Below are 16,439 nucleotides of genomic sequence, written 5' to 3'. Positions count from 1 at the left end.
GATGATCCGGTTCAGCGCCGCGGTGGCACTGCCCCGGCCCGCACCGGTGCCGTAGACGCGGTAGACGATGTGCAGATCGTCCGCGATCACCGTCGGGATACGCTCCCCGGCCGCCTCGGTCGGCTGGAGGCCGTTGTTCTGCTCAGCCACGTCCGTACCGCTCCTCAGCCTTCCAGAAGTACACGAAACCGACGACGCCCATCAGCAGCGCCCATCCGCCGGCGAACGCCCACACGTGCGGCGGCAGCTGCTTGTGGGTGAAGCTGTCGATCAGCGCGAAACGCATCAGGTCGATGTAGACCGCGGCCGGATTCCCGTTGAGCAGGACTTCCACGAAATGCGGGACGTGCTTGCCCTTGAGGATCAGGTCGATGCTGAACATCACGCCGGACGCGTACATCCACGTCCGCATGATGAACGGCATCAGCTGCGCCAGGTCCGGAGTCTTGGAACCCAGCCGCGCCATCACCATCGCCAAGCCGGTGTTGAACACGAACTGCAGGGTCAACGCCGGGAAGACCAGCAGCCACGACCACGTCGGCATCTGCCCGAAGCCGAGCAGGATCAGCACCAGCACGCCCATCGAGAACAGCAGCTGCTGCAACTGCATCAGGCAGAACGACACCGGCAGGCACGCCCGCGGGAAGTGCAGCGCCCGCACCAGCCCGAGGTTGCCGGAGATCGCCCGGGTACCGGCCATCACCGAACTCTGGGTGAAGGTGAAGATGAAGACGCCGGTCACCAGGAACGGGACGAAGTCGGGGATGCCCTTCCTCGTACCGATCAGCAGGCCGAAGATCAAGTAGTAGACGAGCGCGTTCAGCAGGGGCGTGGCCACCTGCCAGACCTGTCCCAGCTTGGCCTGGCTGTACTGCGCCGTCAGCTTCGCGCTGGCGAAGGCGGAGATGAAGTGCCGCCGCTGCCACAGCTGCCGGATGTAGTCCGGGAGGCTGGGCCGGGCCCCGCTCTGCGCAAGCCCGTACTTCTGGGCCCGCTGGGCGGGCGAGAGCCCTTCGTCGGAAGCTGGCGGGGCACTCATGGCGACCGCACCGTCGTGCGTGGTCTCGCTCACAGTTGACACTTTCGTCCTCAAGGTGCGCTGCCGGGGCCACGCCCCGGTTCGCGCTGATGCTCTCAGATACGAGCTTGTCAGATGACGGGTGGGCGGCCCAGTCGGGTCAGTCGCCAAACGGTAGCCCACTTCATGGGGCGCCTGGGACCGCACGGGGTCGCCCAGCCCTCCTTGAAGCCGCCCAGCCAGGCCCGCAGTGCCGGCCGCGACGGCCGGCGGGCGAGGGTGAGCAGAAACCAGACACCGAGATAGACCGGAACCAGCGGGGCAGGCAGGTTGCGGCGGGCCAGCCAGACGCGGTTCCTGGCCACCATCCGGTGGTAGACCGCGTGCCGGGCCGGTGCCGTCGTCGGGTGGAAGAGGACCATGTCCGACCGGTAGTCGATCAGCCAGCCCGCGTCCAGCGCGCGCCAGGCCAGGTCGGTCTCCTCATGGGCGTAGAAGAAGTCGTCGGGCAGCCCGCCGACCTCCTCGAACACCTTCGTACGGACCGCGTTCGCGCCGCCGAGGAAGGTGGTCACCCGCGAGGAGCGCATCGGGTCGGACGCGCGCAGCCTGGGCACGTGCCGGCGCTGGGTCTCGCCGGTCTCCGGATCGGCGATCCGGAAACTGATGATCCCGAGCCCGGGGTCCCCGGCGAACGCCTTGCGGCACAGCTCGGCGGTGTCCTCCCTGGCCAGCAGCCCGTCGTCGTCCAGGAAGAGCAGGATGTCGACCTCGCTGCCGCCGGGCCCGAACGCCTCGATGCCGACGTTGCGGCCCGCCGGGATGCCGACGTTCTCCGGCAGCTCGACGGTCCGGACGTCCACGCCGGGAACGGCCAGCTCGGGCAGCGGCGAACCGTTGCCGACGACGGCGATCGCGATCGGGTCACCGTCCTGCTTGGCGACCGAGTCCAGCAGCGCCCGCAGCTCGTCGGGGCGGTTGCCCATGGTCAGGACGACCGCACCGACGCGCATGCTCGTACCCACATCGGCTCCCGTCACTTGAGCCTGCTGGAGGCGAGGATGGACACGAGGTGGAGCAGCGTCTGAAGGAGCGCGATGCCGGCCAGCACGGCAACGCCCAGACGGGAGAAGAACAGGTCGCCCCTGACCGTGTCCAGGACCGCCAGGGCCAGGATCAGCAGGGACGCCTCGACACCGAGGACAAGCCGGTGGAACTTCAGCGCCGCGGCCGCCTTGCGGGCCAGCGCCATACCGGACGAGCGCGGCTCGGACGCCGCCTCCTTGACCGGCGGCAGCCCGCCCTGGTGACGGGCGACGCCGACGAGGTCGGTCTCGGCCTTGATCAGGATGGCGCCGAGGGCCGCGAGGGTGCCGAGGAACGCCCACAGCCAGTCGATCCGCCCCGCGCCCCACAGGTCGGCGGCGCGCAGGCCGAAGCCGACCAGGACCGCGGCGTCGCACAGGTAGGCGCCGACCCGGTCCAGGTACACGCCGCCCAGCGAGAACTGCTTCTTCCAGCGGGCGATCTCGCCGTCGACGCAGTCCAGCAGCAGGTAGAGCTGGACCATCAGCACGCCGAGCACGGCGCCCCAGATCCCCGGCACCAGCAGTGCCGGGGCGGCAAGGACGCCGAAGACGGTCATCAGGTAGGTCAGCTGGTTGGGCGTGACCCGCGTGTTCACCAGGTGCCGGTCGATGCGCAGGGAGATCTCGCGCATGTAGAGCCGGCCGGCCCAGTGCTCACCGCTGCGCCGGTCCTTGACACCCGCGGGGTGCACGACCGGGCGGAGTTCAGCTACTGACGGCTTGTGCATAGTCGGCGTAAGCGTCCCTGATCTGGTCGGTGGACAGGTCGAGGTGCTCCAGGATGGTGTAGCGCCCGGGGCGGGTCTTGGGTGCGTACTCGACGACCTGGACGAATTCCTCGTCGGTGAAGCCGATCTCACCCGGCGTGACCGGCAGCCCGTGCCGGCGCAGCACCTCGACCATCAGGTCACGGGTCTCCTTGTCCCCGCGCAGATGCGTGGCGAAGGCGGCGCCCAGGCCGCACTGCTCGCCGTGGCTCGCGGCGCGCTTGGGGAAGAGGAGGTCGAAGGCGTGGTTGATCTCGTGGCAGGCACCGGAGGCCGGACGGCTGTCGCCCGCGACCGACATCGAGATGCCGGTCAGGACCAGGCCCTCGGCCAGCACCTGGAGGAAGTTGTCGTCGCCGACACCTCCGGGGTGGCGCAGCACGGCCTCGCCGGCCTGGCGGGCCATGGCGGCGGCCAGCCCGTCGATGTCCTCGCCGGTCTCGCGGTGCGAGAGCTCCCAGTCCGCGACCGCGGAGATGTTGGAGATCGCGTCGCCGATGCCGGAGCGGACGAACCGGACCGGGGCCTCGCGGATGATGTCGAGGTCGATCACCACGGCGATCGGGTTCGGCACACCGTACGAGCCGCGGCCCGCGTCGTTGTCCAGCGTGGCGACCGGCGAGCACAGGCCGTCGTGCGACAGGTTCGTCGCGACGGCGACCAGCGGCAGGCCGATCCGCGCGGCGGCGAACTTGGCACAGTCGATGATCTTGCCGCCGCCGAGGCCCACGACCGCGTCGTAGTGCCCCTTCTTCATGGCGTCGGCGAGCTTGATCGCGTCATCCAGCGTGCCGCCGCCGACCTCGTACCACTCGGCGCCGGGCAGCGCGGGGGACAGCCGCTCGCGCAGCCGCGCCCCCGAGCCGCCGCTGATCGCGATGGCGAGCTTGCCGGACGCGGAGATGCGCTGATCGGCCAGCAGGCCCGCCAGGTCGTCCAGGGCGCCGGCGTTGATGTCGACGACGACCGGGGACGGAATGAGGCGGGTCAGTACTGGCATGCGATGTCACGGCCCTTCGCCAGGTCGTCGTGGTTGTCGATCTCGACCCACTTGACGTCGCCGATCGGGGCCACGTCCACCTTGAAGCCGCGGTTGACCAGCTCCTGGTAGCCGTCCTCGTAGTAGAGGTCGGGGTCCCGCTCGAAGGTGGTCTTCAGGGCGTCGGCCAGCTCCTCGGCGGCCTCGCCCTCGATGAGGGTGACACCGATGTACTCGCCGGTCGCCTCGGCGGGGTCCATCAGCTTGGTGATCTTCTGGACGCCCTTCTCGGGGTCCACGATGACCTTCATCTCCTCGTCTGCCAGCTGCTTGACCGTGTCCAGCGCGAGGATGATCTTCTGGCCGTTGCCGCGGGCGGCGAGCAGGGTCTTCTCGACGGAGACCGGGTGCACGGTGTCGCCGTTGGCGAGGATCACGGTGTGCTTGATCGAGTCACGGCCGCACCACAGGGAGTAGGCGTTGTTCCACTCCTCGGCCTTGTCGTTGTCGATCAGGGTGAGCTTGAGGCCGTACTTCTGCTCCAGGGCCTCCTTGCGCTCGTACACGGCCTCCTTGCGGTAGCCGACGATGATCGCGACCTCGGTCAGGCCGATCTCGGCGAAGTTGCCGAGGGTCAGGTCGAGGATGGTCGTGTCCCCGTCGACCGGCACCAGTGCCTTGGGCAGGGTGTCGGTGTAGGGGCGCAGACGCCGTCCGGCGCCGGCAGCCAGCACGAGGCCGATCATGCGGGTTCTCCTTCATCGTGTACGGCGGGTGCTTGGGAGGACACCCAGAAGCGGATGCTCTCGGCGAGCACCAGCAGCGCCAGGACCACAGCAAGGGCCGTCAGCGCGATTGTGAAACCTGAGGGGGACAACGCGGCAGCGAGGACGGTGACCACGAGGATCCGTCCCTCGGCACCGCCCGTCGCCCGGACCAGCCACCGCGGAGGGGCTCCGGTGCCACCGCGGATGCGGTAGACCGTGTCGTAGTGATGGTAGGCGACCGCCGCGACCAGCCCGAACGCCGCGGGCAGCGCCCCGGGGACGTCCGCGCGGGCGGCCAGCACCAGGATCGTGACGTACTCGCCGGCCCGGAAGAGCGGCGGTACGAGCCAGTCGAGGGCGCCCTTGAGCGGGCGGGAGACGGCCGCACCGGCCAGCAGCGCGGAGGCGGCGGCGACGCCGACGGTGAGCCAGGACGAGGGGTCGTCCTCGAAGATCACCCAGATCAGCAGCACCGCGGCCGAGAGAAACGCCATAACGGGGGCGAGGTAGGAACCGGTCCGGCCGCGGCCGCGCGCACCGCGGGCGATCAGCTCGGCGACCGGCCCCGAGTCGGCGAGGTCGGCCAGCGCCTGCGCGGCGCGGTCGGTGCGCCGGGCCCGCCGGGTCAGCGAGCGCAGCACCCGTCCCGCGGTGGTGTAGCAGGCGGCCAGCGCACAGCCGATGAGCAGGGCGTAGAAGACGATGCGCGGGGTGGTGAGCGCGGTGAGCACGGCGATCATGGCCCAGCGCTCACCGATGGGGAGCACGATCATCCGGCGTACCCAGACCGTCCAGCCGACGCTGTCGAGCTTGTCGGAGAGCGCGGCGGTCGGGCTCGTGTTCGCCGTGGCGTCGTGGTTCGCCTCGTTGAAGGAGAAGTCGACGACGTGGCGGCAGGTCTGCAGCACCATCGCGCCCAGCGCCAGCGCCCATACGTCGTCCCCGCCGCGCGCGGCACCCAGGGCCAGGCCCGCGTAGTACGCGTACTCCTTGGCCCGGTCGAAGGTGGCGTCCAGCCAGGCGCCCAGCGTCGAGTACTGCAGGGAGTAGCGGGCGAGCTGCCCGTCCGTGCAGTCCAGGACGAAGGAGAAGAGCAGCAGCAGGCCGGCCGCGACGAAGCCGCCGCGGGTTCCGGTGGCCGCGCAGCCCGCCGCGATCAGCGCGGTGAGCAGGGACGCCGTGGTGACCTGATTGGGAGTGAGGCCGCGGCGCGCGCACCAGCGGGCGAGGTAGCGGGAGTACGGGCTGATGCCGAAGGTCGTGAAGAACCCGTCGCGGGACTTCACGGCGGTGCGCAGCCGTACCGCCTCGTCGTCGACGGCGGCGACCGCCTCCCGTGCCTCCTCGCGCTGGGCGGGGGTGAGGGCGACGGTGGCGACCAGGCTGCCCAGCTCGACCCGGTGCAGGCCGACGGTGTCCTGGTCCAGGGACTCGGTGAGCGTCTCGGTCAGTACGTCCGTGAGGTGCGCGGTGCCGGCGCCGACCGGGATCCGGCCGACCGCGCGGGCCAGCGCGGGGCGCGCCTCGGGCTGCACGGTGAGCGCGCCGGGTACGGCGGCGGCCGGGAAGCGGGGGTCGGTCAGCGCGAGCCGGAGCGCGTGCAGATGCCCCACGAAGCGGGGATCGACGACGGCGATCCGCTGCTGCGCGGGCAGGCCGGCGATCAGCTCGGCCACCGACGCGGGGTCGTTCGCCGTACGGACGTCAAAGCCCAGCGTGCGCAGGTCGGCTTCGAGCGGCGACCCGGCGACCGGCGAACCGGTGAGGATGGCGGTCGACAGACGAACTCACTCCTTGGATGCTGACAAGGCAGCACGGGCCGGTTCGCAGTCGATCCGCATTCGATACGAACTACCCGGGCAGCGGGCGTGGCACACCTGGCGCCCGGTGGGCTGGGGTGGCACGTCGGCAGAGGCTATCGGATCGCCGGATGCGGCCGTTCACCGCACATTCACCGCACGATCGAGTGACCGACGGCTGCGCCTGCCGCGATCATCATGGTGGATCGGGGGGCGCATGAACAACTGGCCAGGGGCCCGGCACCCAATCCGGTGCCGGTTATGAGCGGGCTGGTCACGGGGCGGGCGGGTTGTGCCGGGGCAGGTGGGGCACGAGTCGTCCCGGGCCCGGCGGAGATCATCGCCCGCCGCTGCGGCCGGCGGCCCGCGGCACCGGGCGCCGGCCCGGCGCCACGGCCGGCACGCACGGATGTGGCCCCTTTCACGGCGGCTGCACGGTGGATGCACGGCCGTTTCCCGACGGGCGCGCACGGCGGACGGCGCGCGGGCGGTGTGGCGCCGCGCACCCGCTGTGCCGCTGATCAGGGCCGGGCTAGGGCAGACTTGACGTCGTAGACCGACGACAAGGATGGGCATGCCGATCACACCTGCCAACGGACAGACCGCCGGGGACGCGGCGGTGACCACACCGGGCGGCACCGCCGAACCGATCATGCTGGAGCTGGTCGACGAGGACGGTCGGACGATCGGCACCGCGGAGAAGCTCGCGGCGCACCAGCCTCCGGGCCAGCTGCACCGGGCGTTCTCGGTCTTCCTCTTCGACGAGAAGGGCCGGCTGCTGCTCCAGCGCCGGGCGCTGGGGAAGTACCACTCCCCCGGTGTGTGGTCCAACACCTGCTGCGGCCACCCCTACCCCGGTGAGGCGCCGTTCGTCGCGGCGGCCCGCCGGACGACGGAGGAGCTGGGGCTGGCGCCCGCGCTGCTGGCCGAGGCGGGCACGGTGCGTTACAACCATCCGGATCCGGACTCCGGGCTCGTGGAGCAGGAGTACAACCACCTGTTCGTGGGGCTGGTGCGGACCGAGCCGGCGCCGGACCCGGAGGAGGTCGGCGAGATCGCGTTCGTGACGCCGCAGGAGCTGGCCGATCGGCATGCCGCCGCGCCGTTCTCCTCGTGGTTCATGACCGTGCTGGACGCGGCCCGCCCGGCGGTGCGCGAACTCACCGGGCAGTCGGCGGGCTGGTAGCGAGCGGGGTGAGCGGAAGCTCGGCCCAGATGGCCTTGCCTCCGTTCACCGTGTGCTCGACGTCGCATTTGCCGCCCGCCTCGGCCGTGAGCGTCTTGACCAGCCACAGCCCGCGGCCTCCGACATCCCCCTCCTCCGCCTCCAAAGCCTTGGGGCGGTAGGGGTGGTTGTCCTCGACCGCGACCCGGAGCCAGTTCGCACCGATGGTGACCTGGACGGCGATCTGCGGCGAGAGCACGGCGGCGTGCCGGACGGCGTTGGTGACGAGTTCGGAGACGATGAGCAGCAGGCCGTCCATGATCTCGGCGGCCACGGGCACACGCTGTTCGGCGAGCAGATCCCGGACCGCGTGGCGGGCCTGGGGCACCGAAGCCTCCAGTGCCGGGGCGGTGAACCGCCAGACACCTTCGTACGCGAGCGGGGAGGTCAGCTCTTCAGGGGGTTCTGCGGGGGGTCCGGAAGGCATCCTCACAGGAAGAGTGTTGGGAATGCGTTGGTCCGTACCGGCCTGCTGAACGCAAGTCAGCACTTATCGACACCTTGTGACCGATTCAGAGTGATTTGGTCGGCGGGGTGACCGATCCTGTTCTCTTTGTTCCTGCTTCGCGGAACACCCCGGAGAGCGACCGTACGATCCCCGCCATCGGGGCGCACCGGAGACCTCCGGCCACAGCAGCCGCACACAGCACAGCAGGTCCGGTGCCTGAGCACCGGACCTGCTGTACGTATCAGTAGCGGGGACAGGATTTGAACCTGCGACCTCTGGGTTATGAGCCCAGCGAGCTACCGAGCTGCTCCACCCCGCGTCGGTTGCCCCTACCTTACGGGTCGGCGACCGCAGGGCCAAATCGATAATCACCACGCCTGTCGGGAGGGGCTCCGTGCCTGGTCAGACGGCCCGGTCGGTGATCCGGCCGGCCTCCACCTCGATCCGGCGCGTGGTGTGCACCGCCTTCAGCATCCGGCGGTCGTGGGTGACCAGCAGCAGGGTGCCCCGGTACGACGCGAGCGCGGACTCCAGCTGCTCGATGGCGGGCAGGTCGAGGTGGTTGGTCGGCTCGTCCAGGACCAGCAGGTTGACCCCGCGGCCCTGGAGGAGGGCCAGCGCGGCGCGGGTGCGCTCCCCCGGCGAGAGGGTGCGCGCCGGGCGCAGCACATGCGCCGCCTTCAGCCCGAACTTGGCGAGCAGGGTGCGCACGTCGGCCGGCGAGAGGTCGGGGACGGAGGCCCGGAAGGCATCCATCAGCGGCTCGTCGCCCAGGAACCGCCCCCTGGCCTGGTCGACCTCGCCGACCACCACACCGGGGCCGAGCGTGGCCTGGCCGGCGTCCAGCGGCAGCCGGCCGAGGAGGGCGGCGAGCAGGGTGGACTTGCCGGAGCCGTTGGGACCCGTGATGGCGACCCGGTCCGCCCAGTCGATCTGGAGGTCCACCGGCCCGAAGGTGAAATCACCGCGCCGGACGCCGGCGCCGCGGAGGGTGGCCACGACCGCGCCGGCCCGCGGCGCGGCGGCGATCTCCATCCGCAGCTCCCACTCCTTGCGGGGCTCCTCGACGACCTCCATCCGCTCGATCAGACGCTGGGTCTGCTTGGCCTTGGCCGCCTGCTTCTCGGTGGCCTCCACCCGGCCCTTGCGGCCGATCTTGTCGTTGTCGGTGGCCTTGCGGCGGGCGTTCTTGACGCCCTTCTCCATCCAGTTGCGCTGGGTGTGCGCGCGGGTCTCCAGGGCGGCCCTGGTGTCGGCGTACTCCTCGTACTGCTCGCGCGCGTGCCGGCGGGCCCGCTCGCGCTCCTCCAGGTAGGAGGCGTAACCGCCGCCGTAGCTGTTGACCTGCTGCTGGGCGAGGTCGAGCTCGACGACGCGGGTGACCGTGCGGGTCAGGAACTCGCGGTCGTGGCTGACCAGGACGGTGCCGGCGCGCAGCCCGGTGACGAAGGACTCCAGCCGCTGCAGGCCGTCCAGGTCGAGGTCGTTGGTGGGCTCGTCCAGCAGGAAGATGTCGTAACGGGAGAGCAGCAGGGAGGCCAGCGAGGCGCGGGCGGCCTGGCCTCCGGAGAGCGCGGTCATCGGCTGGTCGAGGCCGATGGAGAGGCCGAGCTGGGCCGCGGTCTCCTCGGCACGTTCGTCCAGGTCGGCGGCGCCCAGCGCGAGCCAGCGCTCCAGCGCCGTGGCGTAGGCGTCGTCCGCGCCGGGCTGCTCCTCGACCAGCGCCTGGGTGGCGTCGTCCAGGGCGCGCTGGGCGGCGGACACGCCCGTACGGCGGGCGAGGAAGGCCCGTACGGTCTCCCCGGGGCGGCGGTCGGGCTCCTGCGGGAGGTGGCCGACGGTGGCGGTGGGCGGGCTGAGCGAGAGCTTGCCGTCCTCCGGGGTGTCCAGGCCGGCCAGCAGGCGCAGCAGGGTGGACTTGCCCGCTCCGTTGGCGCCGACGAGGCCGATCACATCGCCGGGAGCGACGACGAGATCCAGGCCGGAGAACAGGACGCGCTCGCCGTGGCCGGCGGCGAGGTCTTTGGCGACGAGAGTTGCTGACATCAGGCCGCCGATCGTATCCGGCCGCGGCCGCGCCGGTCGCTCTAATATCCGGGCATGGAACCGGGTCTCACGACGCACGTCAGCGACGGCACAGCGACCGTCACCATCAGCAACACGGGCAAGCGCAATGCGATGACCGTCCAGATGTGGCGGGATCTGCCGCCGCTGCTGGACCGGCTGGCGGGCGACCGCGCCGTACGGGCGCTGGTGCTGACCGGCGAGGGCGGCACGTTCTGCGCGGGTGCGGACATCGGCTCGCTGCGGGGGAACGCGGCGGGCGAGTCGCAGGGCCTGGCGGTGGCGGCCGAGGAGGCACTGGCGGCCTTCCCCAAGCCGACGCTGGCGGCGATACGCGGCTACTGCGTCGGCGGCGGCGCCCAGTTGGCGGCCGCCTGCGATCTGCGGTTCGCGGAGGAGGGTGCGCTGTTCGGCGTGACGCCGGCCAAGCTGGGGGTGGTCTACCCGGCGTCCGCCACCCGGCGGCTGGTCCGGCTGGTGGGGCTCGCCACGGCCAAGTACCTGCTGTTCTCCGGTGAGTTGATCGACTGCGCGCGGGCGCTGCGGACCGGGCTGGTGGACGAGGTGCTGGCGGAGGGCGAGCTGGCCAAGCGGGTCGCGGAGTTCTCGGCCGTACTGGCGAGCCGGTCGCTGCTGACCCAGACCGCGGCGAAGGAGCTGGCCAACGGGACCTGGGACGTCCCGCCCGCCGAGGCCGAGGAGCGCGGCGCCCACTGGGCCGCGCAGGCGCGCGCCAGCGGCGACACCGCGGAGGGTGCCGCCGCCTTCCTGGAGCGCCGGGCGCCGCGCTTCACCTGGCCCACGCCCTGACGCCGGACCGGCGCCGCGGGCGCCCTCGGCAGGCCGGAACTACTGCTGGCCGCTCAGCACGGACCGGGCGCGGTCCCGCAGCAGCGCGGTGACCTCGGCGGGTGCCTTCTCCGGTGCGCCCGCGTCGTAGGGCGGCTGCGGGTCGTACTCGATGCCGAGCTGGATCGTCTGGGCCACGGTGTCCCCGGCGATCCGGCCGGCCAGCCTCAGGCCCATGTCGATACCGGACGAGACGCCGGCCGCCGTCACGTACTTGCCGTCGAAGACCACCCGCTCCCCGGTCGGCTCGGCCCCGAGGCCGGGCAGCTGGTCCAGTGCCAGCCAGTGGGACGTCGCCCGGCGCCCCCGGAGCAGGCCGGCGGCACCGAGGATCAGCGAGCCGGTGCACACCGAGGTGGTCCAGGTGGTGCCGGCGTCCACCGCGCGGATCCACTCGTGCAGCGGGCCGTCCGCCATCAGCGCGGTCTGCCCCGGGCCACCGGGCACGACGAGGATGTCCGGGGCGGTGACCTCGCCGAGCGCGGCGTCGGCGACCAGGCCGAGCGAACCGAGATCACTGCGGTGGGTGCCGGCGCGCTCGCCGACGAACACCGTCTCGGCTCCCGGCAGTCTGCTGAGGGTCTCGTACGGGCCGATGGCGTCCAGGGCGGTGAAGTGGTCGTAGAGAAGGATGGCGATCTGCATGTCGGCTCCTGGTGTCGAGGAATCGCGGGAAGGGTCGGGGAAGGGGGAAGGCGCGGCGGTGCTCAGACCGGCCGCGGCTGCGGTGCGGCCGGCTGGAACCGGCGGCGGTACTCCGCCGGGGAGGCGCCCAGCGCCCGCAGGAAGGCGCGGCGCATCGCCTCGGGGGTGCCGTAGCCGCAGCGGCGCGCGACCTGCGCGACGCCGTCGACGGTGTCCTCCAGCCGGCGGCGGGCCGCCTCCAGCCGCACCCGGTCGACGTAGCGCCCCGGCGTCATGCCGACCTCGTCCCGGAACGCCCGGGCGAAGTGCCGCGGTGAGAGCCCCGCGCGGTCCGCGAGGGCGTCGACGGACAGGTCCGCGGCCGGGTTCTCGGTGATCCAGTGCTGGACGTCGCGCAGCGGCCGCCGCTGCGCCGTCTGGGCCGCCAACTGGGCGCTGAACTGGGTCTGGTTGCCGGGACGCCGCAGGAAGACCACCAGATGCCGGGCGACGGTCAGCGCGAGATCCCGGCCGAGGTCCTCCTCCACCAGGGCCAGCGCCAGGTCGATACCGGCGGTCACGCCGGCCGAGGTCGCCAGATCGCCGTCGCGTACGTAGATCGGTTCGGGCTCGACCCGCACGGCCGGGAACCGCTCCGCGAGGGTGTCGCACAGCATCCAGTGGGTCGTCGCGCGACGGCCGTCGAGCAGGCCGGTCTCGGCCAGCAGCAGCGCCCCGCTGCACACCGAGACCTTGCGCCGGGCGCGGTGGGCGTTCCCGCGCAGCCAGTCGGTCAGCCGGGGGTCGGGCGTACGGGTGCCTTCGCCGCCGGGCACCAGCAGGGTGTGCGGCACCGGCGCGTCGGCGAGCGCGAGGTCGGGGACGAGGGTCAGTCCGCTCGTCGTGCGGACCGGAGCGGCGTCGAGGGCGGCGGTACGGATCCGGTAGCTGCCGGGCGCCGCCCGGTCCGCCCCGTTGAAGACGTCGACCGGTCCGGTGACGTCGAGAGCCTGCACGCCGTCGAAGAGGACGACCAGCACATCGCGCTGTTCCATGGCCCCATCCTGGGCAGCGGGCGCGGTGGCCGCAATGACAGGTTTCCCACCTTTCCTGCCACGGCGCGGAACGGAGAGCCGGCGCCGCCCCGGAGCGGAGGGGGCCGGTGCGGCACCCGACGCCCTCCCGCCACCCCCATACCGACGGGTCGGTACCCTGCCCTGTATGACCTCTTCCAGCGCTCTGCCCGAGCAGGCCGGCCGCGCCTGTCACAACGTCATCAACCCCTTCCACTCCACGCACTACTTCGCGCCGGAGCTGCCCGCCGAGATGGCCGCGCTCGGCATCGAGGACCGCAGCGCGAGCTACTTCGCCTGCCGCAGCGCGGCCATGGGCGCCGTCGGCCCCGGCACCGTCACGGCCACCTTCTACAACTTCAACCACGCACTGATCGCCCGGCACGTACCGCACGTCTGGTCCGTCACCACGCCCGAGCAGGTGCTCGCCGCCCGGCTGCGCGCCGCGGACGCCACGCTGCGCCGGCTGCTCGGTGACGCGGCGGTGGAGTCGCCGGAGATGGCGGAGGCGGCGAAGCTGGCGCTGCGCGCCACCGAGGGCTGCGCCCCGCAGGCCCGGCCGCTGTACGCCGCGCACGCCGACCTGCCCGTGCCGGACGCCCCGCACCTGGCCTACTGGCACGCCGCGACGCTGCTGCGCGAACACCGCGGCGACGGCCACCTGCTGGCACTGCTGGACGCCGAGCTGGACGGGCTGGAGGCGCTGGTCACGCACAACGCGAGCGGCCGGGGCATGAGCTTCACGGGCGTCATGGCGACCCGCGGCTGGTCCGAGGACGACTGGCAGGCGGCCCAGGAGCGGCTGCGGACCCGCGGGCTCCTGGACGCCGAGGGCGAGTTGACCGAGGCGGGCGTCCAGCTGCGCAAGGACCTGGAGCACCGGACGGACCGGCTGGACCGGGGACCGTACGCACACCTGGGCGCCGAGGACGTGGCCCGGCTGACCGAGCTGGCGGCCGGCTTCACCACCACCGCCATGAACGCCGGGGCGTTCCCCGCGGTGATGTTCGGCAAGTAGGCCCTTCGGCAGTCGGCAGGAAGCTCCCTCGGGGGCGGGCCCGGGGTGTGCGTGCGGCTTCTCACACCCCGGCGCTCCCGGCCGGGCGGTGCGACACCCCGGGCCGCCAACCGGCACAATGCAGGCTCGAAGCACGAGCTGGAAGGCGGGTCAGGATCAACGTGACGGCATCCACTGAGCCCATCGGGGCCCTCGGGTCCATCGAAGCGAGGATCGCCGGGGAGCTCGGCGTCAAGGAGCGGCAGGTGAAGGCCGCGGTCGAACTGCTCGACGGGGGCTCGACCGTCCCGTTCATCGCGCGCTACCGCAAGGAAGCGACCGAGATGCTCGACGACGCGCAACTGCGCTCGCTCGAGGAGCGGCTGCGCTACCTGCGGGAGCTGGAGGAGCGGCGGACCGCGATCCTGGAGTCCGTACGGTCCCAGGGCAAACTGGACGCCCCCCTGGAGGCGCAGATCCGCGGCGCCGAGTCCAAGGCCCGGCTGGAGGACATCTACCTCCCGTTCAAGCCGAAGCGGCGCACCAAGGCGCAGATCGCGCGGGAGGCGGGCCTGGAGCCGCTCGCCGACGGCCTGCTCGGCGACCCGTCGGTGGAACCGGCCGCGGCCGCCGCGGCGTTCGTGGACGCCGACAAGGGCGTCGCCGACGCGGCGGCCGCCCTGGAAGGCGCCCGGGCCATCCTGACCGAGCGCTTCAGCGAGGACGCCGACCTGATCGGCGAGCTGCGCGAGCGGATGTGGACGCGCGGCCGGGTCGCGGCGAAGGTGCGCGAGGGGAAGGAGGAGGCCGGCGCCAAGTTCGCCGACTACTTCGACTTCGCGGAACCGTTCACCGAACTGCCCTCCCACCGGGTGCTGGCGATGCTCCGCGGCGAGAAGGAGGAGATCCTCGATCTCACCCTGGAGCCCGAGGACCCGTCGGCGGCCACCGAGGGCCCCAGCTCCTACGAGCAGTCCCTCGCCCACCGCTTCGGCATCGCCGACCGGGGCCGCCCGGGCGACAAGTGGCTGCAGGACACCGTGCGCTGGGCCTGGCGCACCCGCGTCCTGGTGCACCTCGGCATCGACCTGCGGCTGCGGCTGCGGCAGGCCGCCGAGGACGAGGCGGTACGGGTCTTCGCCGCCAACCTGCGCGACCTGCTGCTGGCGGCGCCGGCCGGCACCCGCGCCACGATGGGCCTGGACCCCGGTTTCCGTACGGGCGTGAAGGTCGCGGTGGTGGACGCGACCGGCAAGGTGGCCGCCACGGAGACCATCTACCCCCATGTCCCGCAGCAGAAGTGGGACGCCTCGCTGGCCACGCTGTCGAAGCTCGCCCGCGAGCACGACGTCGAACTGATCGCCATCGGCAACGGCACCGCCTCCCGCGAGACCGACAAGCTGGCGGCCGATCTGATCGCCGCCCAGCCGGAGCTGAAGCTGACGAAGGTGATGGTCTCCGAGGCAGGCGCCTCGGTGTACTCCGCCTCGGCCTTCGCCTCCCAGGAACTGCCCGAGCTGGACGTCTCGCTGCGCGGCGCGGTGTCCATCGCCCGCCGCCTCCAGGACCCGCTGGCCGAGCTGGTCAAGATCGACCCCAAGTCGATCGGCGTCGGCCAGTACCAGCACGACCTGTCCGAGGTGAAGCTGTCGCGTTCGCTGGACGCGGTGGTCGAGGACTGCGTGAACGGCGTCGGTGTGGACGTCAACACCGCGTCCGCGCCGCTGCTTTCCCGGGTGTCGGGCATCGGCTCCGGCCTCGCCGAGAACATCGTCGCGCACCGCGACAGCAACGGCCCGTTCCGCTCCCGCAAGGCCCTCAAGGACGTGGCACGGCTCGGCCCGAAGGCGTACGAACAGTGCGCGGGCTTCCTGCGGATCCGCGGCGGCGACGACCCGCTGGACGCCTCCAGCGTGCACCCCGAGGCGTACCCGGTGGTCCGCCGGATGGTGAAGTCGGCGGGTACCGAGGTGGGTTCGCTGATCGGCAACACGTCGGCGCTGCGCGCCCTGAAGCCCGCCGACTTCGTCGACGATTCCTTCGGCCTGCCGACGGTCACCGACATCCTGCAGGAGCTGGAGAAGCCGGGCCGCGACCCGCGCCCGGTCTTCAAGACCGCGACCTTCAAGGAGGGCGTGGAGAAGATCGGCGATCTGGAGCCCGGGATGCTCCTGGAGGGCGTGGTGACCAATGTCGCCGCCTTCGGGGCGTTCGTGGACGTCGGCGTCCACCAGGACGGTCTGGTGCATGTCTCGGCGATGTCGCGGAACTTCGTCAAGGACCCGCGGGAGGTGGTCAAGCCGGGCGACATCGTGCGGGTCAAGGTGCTCGACGTCGACATCCCGCGGAAGCGGATCTCGCTGACGCTGCGGCTGGACGACGAGCACGGCAAGAGCCCCTCCCCGGGCGGCGGTGAACGCCGCGGCGGAGCGGGCGGCGGCGGCCGGGGCCCGCGCGAGGGCGCCCGGGGCGGTACGCCCCGCCAGCGGCAGGGCGGCGGCCAGCGCGGCGGCGAACGCCGTGGCGGCCGCGACGCCGCACCCGCCAACGACGCGATGGCGGACGCCCTCCGCCGCGCCGGCCTCCTCGGCAAGGAGGGACGCGGGCGGTGAGCCCGCACCGGGGGTGAGGGGCGCTGCTTCCCTGCCTCGTGCTGAAACGGGCGGCGCTCCGGTCGACGGCGCTCCCCCGCCCCCTCCCCCTCTCCCCCTTCGGGGGAGGGGGCGGGGGGTGGGTTCGGG

14 protein-coding genes, 1 tRNA gene and 1 pseudogene are annotated in these 16,439 nt (G+C 72.1%); 4 read left to right on the top strand and 12 right to left on the bottom strand.

All coding sequences use genetic code 11. From position 1 onward, the window contains the following. From OO62_RS41195 to OO62_RS35470, 7 genes and pseudogenes are all read right to left on the bottom strand, one after another. Positions 1 to 150, bottom strand: a pseudogene (locus OO62_RS41195) (ABC transporter ATP-binding protein); the annotation flags it as partial. Beyond that, positions 143 to 1,072 carry an ABC transporter permease gene (locus OO62_RS35495; protein WP_033271852.1) on the bottom strand — a complete coding sequence of 310 codons (930 nt, stop codon included), beginning with the start codon at positions 1,070 to 1,072 and terminating at the stop codon, positions 143 to 145. The pseudogene OO62_RS41195 and the gene OO62_RS35495, both read right to left, overlap by 8 nt. 77 nt (positions 1,073 to 1,149) lie before the next feature. Then, positions 1,150 to 2,031 carry a glycosyltransferase family 2 protein gene (locus tag OO62_RS35490; RefSeq protein ID WP_180290193.1) on the bottom strand — a complete coding sequence of 294 codons (882 nt, stop codon included), beginning with the start codon at positions 2,029 to 2,031 and terminating at the stop codon, positions 1,150 to 1,152. A gap of 23 nt (positions 2,032 to 2,054) precedes the next feature. Next, the gene (locus tag OO62_RS35485; protein ID WP_077194016.1) at positions 2,055 to 2,834 is read right to left on the bottom strand and encodes a CDP-alcohol phosphatidyltransferase family protein; all 780 of its coding nucleotides are present in this window, start codon (positions 2,832 to 2,834) and stop codon (positions 2,055 to 2,057) included. Further along, positions 2,812 to 3,873: an iron-containing alcohol dehydrogenase family protein gene (locus tag OO62_RS35480; protein WP_033271849.1), complete on the bottom strand. Its 1,062-nt coding sequence runs from the start codon at positions 3,871 to 3,873 to the stop codon at positions 2,812 to 2,814. The genes OO62_RS35485 and OO62_RS35480 overlap by 23 nt, the downstream gene beginning before the upstream one ends. Continuing rightward, complete coding sequence (locus tag OO62_RS35475; protein ID WP_033271848.1) at positions 3,861 to 4,598, bottom strand: phosphocholine cytidylyltransferase family protein; 738 nt, start codon at positions 4,596 to 4,598, stop codon at positions 3,861 to 3,863. The genes OO62_RS35480 and OO62_RS35475 overlap by 13 nt, the downstream gene beginning before the upstream one ends. Further along, positions 4,595 to 6,400 (bottom strand): DUF5941 domain-containing protein, encoded by a 1,806-nt coding sequence (locus OO62_RS35470; protein WP_033271847.1) that lies wholly within the window; start codon positions 6,398 to 6,400, stop codon positions 4,595 to 4,597. The genes OO62_RS35475 and OO62_RS35470 overlap by 4 nt, the downstream gene beginning before the upstream one ends. A gap of 592 nt (positions 6,401 to 6,992) precedes the next feature. Between OO62_RS35470 and idi the strand changes: the two genes are divergently transcribed. Then, positions 6,993 to 7,604 carry an isopentenyl-diphosphate Delta-isomerase gene (gene idi / locus OO62_RS35465; RefSeq protein ID WP_033271846.1) on the top strand — a complete coding sequence of 204 codons (612 nt, stop codon included), beginning with the start codon at positions 6,993 to 6,995 and terminating at the stop codon, positions 7,602 to 7,604. Here the strand turns inward: idi and OO62_RS35460 are convergent. From OO62_RS35460 to OO62_RS35450, 3 genes are all read right to left on the bottom strand, one after another. Then, positions 7,579 to 8,070: an ATP-binding protein gene (locus tag OO62_RS35460; protein WP_033271845.1), complete on the bottom strand. Its 492-nt coding sequence runs from the start codon at positions 8,068 to 8,070 to the stop codon at positions 7,579 to 7,581. The two genes, idi and OO62_RS35460, sit on opposite strands and share 26 nt — an antisense overlap. A 266-nt stretch (positions 8,071 to 8,336) precedes the next feature. Continuing rightward, positions 8,337 to 8,410, bottom strand: a tRNA-Met gene (locus tag OO62_RS35455). A gap of 83 nt (positions 8,411 to 8,493) precedes the next feature. After that, positions 8,494 to 10,137: an ABC-F family ATP-binding cassette domain-containing protein gene (locus OO62_RS35450; RefSeq protein WP_033271844.1), complete on the bottom strand. Its 1,644-nt coding sequence runs from the start codon at positions 10,135 to 10,137 to the stop codon at positions 8,494 to 8,496. Between the two features lie 54 nt (positions 10,138 to 10,191). On the opposite strand from OO62_RS35450, the gene OO62_RS35445 reads away from it, so the two are divergent. Next, entirely contained in the window at positions 10,192 to 10,965 is a 774-nt protein-coding gene (locus OO62_RS35445) for an enoyl-CoA hydratase/isomerase family protein (protein WP_033271843.1), read from the top strand. A 39-nt stretch (positions 10,966 to 11,004) separates the two neighbouring features. On the opposite strand, the gene OO62_RS35440 is transcribed toward OO62_RS35445, so the two are convergent. Continuing rightward, positions 11,005 to 11,649, bottom strand: a complete 645-nt coding sequence (locus OO62_RS35440) for a DJ-1/PfpI family protein (RefSeq protein ID WP_033271842.1) — start codon at positions 11,647 to 11,649, stop codon at positions 11,005 to 11,007. Positions 11,650 to 11,711: 62 nt separating this feature from the next. Next, entirely contained in the window at positions 11,712 to 12,683 is a 972-nt protein-coding gene (locus tag OO62_RS35435; RefSeq protein WP_033271841.1) for a GlxA family transcriptional regulator, read from the bottom strand. A 166-nt stretch (positions 12,684 to 12,849) separates the two neighbouring features. Here OO62_RS35435 and OO62_RS35430 point away from each other — a divergent pair, with 166 nt between their 5' ends. Beyond that, positions 12,850 to 13,719 (top strand): SCO6745 family protein, encoded by an 870-nt coding sequence (locus OO62_RS35430; protein ID WP_033271840.1) that lies wholly within the window; start codon positions 12,850 to 12,852, stop codon positions 13,717 to 13,719. Positions 13,720 to 13,880: 161 nt separating this feature from the next. Next, complete coding sequence (locus tag OO62_RS35425; protein WP_033271839.1) at positions 13,881 to 16,310, top strand: Tex family protein; 2,430 nt, start codon at positions 13,881 to 13,883, stop codon at positions 16,308 to 16,310. The last annotated feature ends 129 nt before the right edge of the window (positions 16,311 to 16,439 follow it).

Origin of the sequence: Streptomyces lydicus (genome assembly GCF_000717345.1) — a bacterium.
Taxonomy (GTDB): Bacteria; Actinomycetota; Actinomycetes; order Streptomycetales; family Streptomycetaceae; genus Streptomyces; species Streptomyces lydicus.
The sequence above is the reverse complement of the archived record's forward strand: the minus strand, read 5'-3'. Positions and strand labels throughout refer to the sequence as shown.